Origin of the sequence: Nocardioides daejeonensis (assembly GCF_003194585.1) — a bacterium.
Classification (GTDB): Bacteria; Actinomycetota; Actinomycetes; order Propionibacteriales; family Nocardioidaceae; genus Nocardioides; species Nocardioides daejeonensis.
Map to the genome: position 1 here is coordinate 1 of NZ_QHKZ01000015.1, position 5,424 is coordinate 5,424.

Consider the following 5,424-nt stretch of genomic DNA (forward strand, 5'->3'; position numbering starts at 1 on the left):
CAAATGCAGTGTGGGCCACCCCCCGAGAGTTGAATCTCTGGGGATGACCCACACCTAAAGTAAGTCCGGCGACGTCCTACTCTCCCACAACCTCGCGATTGCAGTACCATCGGCGCTGTCAGGCTTAACTTCCGGGTTCGGAATGGGACCGGGTGTTTCCCTGACGCTATGGCCGCCGTAACACTATGGAACACTACTCAACCAACAAAACCGAGCCTGGTTGTTGTCCCAGAACCAAACAGTGGACGCGAAACAAAAAAGATAGAAAAGAGACAAGCCCTCGGCCTATTAGTACCGGTCGGCTAGGCATCACTGCTGTACACCTCCGGCCTATCAACCCCATCGTCTCTAGGGGGCCTTACCCAGTTAACCTGGTGGGAAACCTCATCTTGAAACATGCTTCCCGCTTAGATGCATTCAGCGGTTATCACTTCCGAACGTAGCCAACCAGCCGTGCTCCTGGCGGAACAACTGGCACACCAGAGGTTCGTCCATCCCGGTCCTCTCGTACTAGGGACAGCCTTTCTCAAGTTTCCTACGCGCGCGGCGGATAGGGACCGAACTGTCTCACGACGTTCTAAACCCAGCTCGCGTGCCGCTTTAATGGGCGAACAGCCCAACCCTTGGGACCTACTCCAGCCCCAGGATGCGACGAGCCGACATCGAGGTGCCAAACCATCCCGTCGATATGGACTCTTGGGGAAGATCAGCCTGTTATCCCCGGGGTACCTTTTATCCGTTGAGCGACGCCGCTTCCACATGCCAGCGCCGGATCACTAGTTCCGACTTTCGTCCCTGCTCGACATGTCTGTCTCACAGTCAAGCTCCCTTGTGCACTTACACTCAAAACCTGATTGCCAACCAGGCTGAGGGAACCTTTGAGCGCCTCCGTTACATTTTAGGAGGCAACCGCCCCAGTTAAACTACCCATCAGGCACTGTCCCTGATCCGGATAACGGACCTAGGTTAGACATCTAGTACGACCAGAGTGGTATTTCAACGATGACTCCACCCCAACTGGCGTTGAAGCTTCACAGTCTCCCACCTATCCTACACAAGCCGAACCAAACACCAATACCAAACTATAGTAAAGGTCCCGGGGTCTTTCCGTCCTGCCGCGCGTAACGAGCATCTTTACTCGTACTGCAATTTCGCCGAGTCCATGGTTGAGACAGCGCCCAAGTCGTTACTCCATTCGTGCAGGTCGGAACTTACCCGACAAGGAATTTCGCTACCTTAGGATGGTTATAGTTACCACCGCCGTTTACTGGGGCTTAAGTTCTCCGCTTCGACTTACGTCTAACAGGTCCCCTTAACCTTCCAGCACCGGGCAGGAGTCAGTCCGTATACATCGTCTTACAACTTCGCACGGACCTGTGTTTTTAGTAAACAGTCGCTTGGGCCTGGTCTCTGCGGCCATCACCGCTTCCCCCAGCAAGTGGGTTCACGGATCCGGCCCCCCTTCTCCCGAAGTTACGGGGGCATTTTGCCGAGTTCCTTAACCATGGTTCACTCGATCGCCTTGGTATTCTCTACCTGATCACCTGAGTCGGTTTGGGGTACGGGCGGCTCATAACTCGCTAGAGGTTTTTCTCGACAGCATAGGATCATCCACTTCACCATAAACGGCTCCCCATCAGGTCTCAGGCACATGAGAGACGGATTTGCCTACCTCTCGCCCTACACCCTTAGCCACGCAACAACCATCGGCGTGGTTGGACTACCTTCCTGCGTCACCCCATCGCTTGACTACTACCAGTTCGGATCCCGCGCATCCACACCCCCTCCCCGAAGGGATAAGAATGCTTCTGGGCGGTTAGCATCACTGATTCGCCATTGGCGTTACTTCGCCGGTACGGGAATATCAACCCGTTGTCCATCGACTACGCCTGTCGGCCTCGCCTTAGGTCCCGACTTACCCAGGGCAGATTAGCTTGACCCTGGAACCCTTGATCATTCGGCGGAAGAGTTTCTCACTCTTCATTCGCTACTCATGCCTGCATTCTCACTCGTGTAGTCTCCACACCTGGATCACTCCGGCGCTTCACTGCCCACACGACGCTCCCCTACCCATCCACACAACTGAACCACGAAGGCTTGTCTTAACATGTGAATGCCATAGCTTCGGCGGATGACTTGAGCCCCGCTACATTGTCGGCGCGGAATCACTTGACCAGTGAGCTATTACGCACTCTTTCAAGGGTGGCTGCTTCCAAGCCAACCTCCTGGTTGTCTATGCGACTCCACATCCTTTTCCACTTAGTCACCGCTTAGGGGCCTTAGCTGATGGTCTGGGCTGTTTCCCTCTCGACTACGGAGCTTATCCCCCGCAGTCTCACTGCTGCGCTCTCACTTACCGGCATTCGGAGTTTGGCTAACGTCAGTAACCTGGTAGGGCCCATCGGCTATCCAGTGCTCTACCTCCGGCAAGAAACACGCAACGCTGCACCTAAATGCATTTCGGGGAGAACCAGCTATCACGGAGTTTGATTGGCCTTTCACCCCTATCCACAGGTCATCCCCTCAGTTTTCAACCTAAGTGGGTTCGGTCCTCCACGCGGTCTTACCCGCGCTTCAACCTGCCCATGGATAGATCACTCCGCTTCGGGTCTTGAGCGTGCTACTCAAACGCCCTATTCGGACTCGCTTTCGCTACGGCTACCCCACACGGGTTAACCTCGCAACACACCGCAAACTCGCAGGCTCATTCTTCAAAAGGCACGCCGTCACCCCCACAAGGAGAGCTCCGACGGATTGTAGGCACATGGTTTCAGGTACTATTTCACTCCCCGCCAGGGGTACTTTTCACCTTTCCCTCACGGTACTTGTCCGCTATCGGTCACCAAGGAGTATTTAGGCTTAACGGGTGGTCCCGCCAGATTCACACGGAATTTCAGGAGTTCCGTGTTACTTGGGGTAACGTTCCAGAGCTACTCACTTACACGTACGGGGGTCTCACCCTCTACGCCAGGACATTCCAGTCCACTTCTGCTTCACAAGTAGTTTCTTACTCTGCGCCCATGCGGCAGCATGAACAAAACGGCCCCACAACCCCCAAACAGCAACACCTGCCGGCTATCACACTGCTTGAGTTTAGCCTCATCCGATTTCGCTCGCCACTACTCTCGGAATCACTGTTGTTTTCTCTTCCTGTCGGTACTGAGATGTTTCACTTCCCGACGTTCCCTCCACACACCCTATGTGTTCAGATGTGGGTAACTGGACATGACTCCAGCTGGGTTTCCCCATTCGGACACCCCCGGATCACAGCTCGATTGCCAACTCCCCGGGGCTTATCGCAGGCTTCTACGTCCTTCATCGGCTCTTGGTGCCAAGGCATCCACCATGTGCCCTAAGTAGCTTGTCAAACTTTTGCTACAAAGATGCTCGCGTCCACTGTCCAGTTCTCAAACAACAACCAGCACCACCACCCACACCCACAACACAGATGCAAGCCAATGACCCGGCCAACCAAGAAACCCCACACACCCACGGTGCACGTGATCCCTCAGGACCCAACAGTGTGCCAAAAAACCACACCCCACCAAAAGCGAGGCACAGCGCCGACGTTCCACTCAATGAGCTCCCCCCACCGTGACACACACGGCCACGAAGCAGAGGTAACCAACCACAACATGATCGGCGCTAAAAGCTCCTTAGAAAGGAGGTGATCCAGCCGCACCTTCCGGTACGGCTACCTTGTTACGACTTCGTCCCAATCGCCAGCCCCACCTTCGACGGCTCCCTCCACAAGGGTTGGGCCACCGGCTTCGGGTGTTGCCGACTTTCGTGACGTGACGGGCGGTGTGTACAAGGCCCGGGAACGTATTCACCGCAGCGTTGCTGATCTGCGATTACTAGCGACTCCGACTTCATGGGGTCGAGTTGCAGACCCCAATCCGAACTGAGACCGGCTTTTTGGGATTCGCTCCACCTTACGGTATCGCAGCCCTTTGTACCGGCCATTGTAGCATGCGTGAAGCCCTGGACATAAGGGGCATGATGACTTGACGTCATCCCCACCTTCCTCCGAGTTGACCCCGGCAGTCTCCTATGAGTCCCCACCATAACGTGCTGGCAACATAGGACGAGGGTTGCGCTCGTTGCGGGACTTAACCCAACATCTCACGACACGAGCTGACGACAGCCATGCACCACCTGTATACCGACTAAAAGGGGCTCTATCTCTAGAGCTTTCCGGCATATGTCAAACCCAGGTAAGGTTCTTCGCGTTGCATCGAATTAATCCGCATGCTCCGCCGCTTGTGCGGGCCCCCGTCAATTCCTTTGAGTTTTAGCCTTGCGGCCGTACTCCCCAGGCGGGGCGCTTAATGCGTTAGCTGCGGCACGGAACTCGTGGAATGAGTCCCACACCTAGCGCCCAACGTTTACGGTGTGGACTACCAGGGTATCTAATCCTGTTCGCTCCCCACACTTTCGCTCCTCAGCGTCAGGTAATGCCCAGAGAACCGCCTTCGCCACCGGTGTTCCTCCTGATATCTGCGCATTTCACCGCTACACCAGGAATTCCGTTCTCCCCTGCATACCTCTAGTCAGCCCGTATCGGAAGCAGGCTCGGAGTTAAGCTCCGAGTTTTCACTCCCGACGCGACTAACCGCCTACGAGCCCTTTACGCCCAATAATTCCGGACAACGCTCGCACCCTACGTATTACCGCGGCTGCTGGCACGTAGTTGGCCGGTGCTTCTTCTGCTCCTACCGTCACTTGCGCTTCGTCAGAGCTGAAAGAGGTTTACAACCCGAAGGCCGTCATCCCTCACGCGGCGTTGCTGGATCAGGCTTTCGCCCATTGTCCAATATTCCCCACTGCTGCCTCCCGTAGGAGTCTGGGCCGTGTCTCAGTCCCAGTGTGGCCGGTCACCCTCTCAGGCCGGCTACCCGTCGAAGCCTTGGTGAGCCACTACCTCACCAACAAGCTGATAGGCCGCGAGCTCATCCTCCACCGCCAGAACTTTCCACCACCATCACATGCGTGAAGTGGTCATATCCGGTATTAGCCACCGTTTCCGGTAGTTATCCCGAAGTGAAGGGCAGATTACTCACGTGTTACTCACCCGTTCGCCGCTCGTGTACCCCCGAAAGGGCCTTACCGCTCGACTTGCATGTGTTAAGCACGCCGCCAGCGTTCGTCCTGAGCCAGGATCAAACTCTCCATTGAAAAACAGAAAATCCAAACCCCAACCAAAACAACACTGACACGAATGTCAGAATCATTGTCTCAATCAAAGGAACCCTACCAACCAAACACCCCACAAAGAGATGCAAAGCCAGACGGGTAAACAAACTAATTCGTCGACTATATATTGACACACTGTTGAGTTCTCAAGAATCACACACACCCACACCAACCAACCGCAAACCCGCGACCAGCGGCCCGTGAGGCAACCCGACCAAACTTACCCGA

General features: G+C 55.3%; 3 rRNA genes. All 3 read right to left on the reverse strand.

Annotated features, from left to right (window positions below):
* Positions 1–63: 63 nt before the first annotated feature.
* The 3 genes from rrf to DNK54_RS20945 all read right to left on the reverse strand — a co-directional run bounded on the left by rrf (position 64) and on the right by DNK54_RS20945 (position 5,178).
* Positions 64–180: ribosomal RNA gene (gene rrf, locus DNK54_RS20935) — 5S ribosomal RNA — on the reverse strand.
* A gap of 88 nt (positions 181–268) precedes the next feature.
* Positions 269–3,367 (reverse strand): 23S ribosomal RNA (locus DNK54_RS20940).
* Positions 3,368–3,660: 293 nt separating this feature from the next.
* Positions 3,661–5,178: ribosomal RNA gene (locus DNK54_RS20945) — 16S ribosomal RNA — on the reverse strand.
* The 16S, 23S and 5S rRNA genes sit together here, the layout of an rRNA operon.
* Positions 5,179–5,424: the final 246 nt, after the last annotated feature.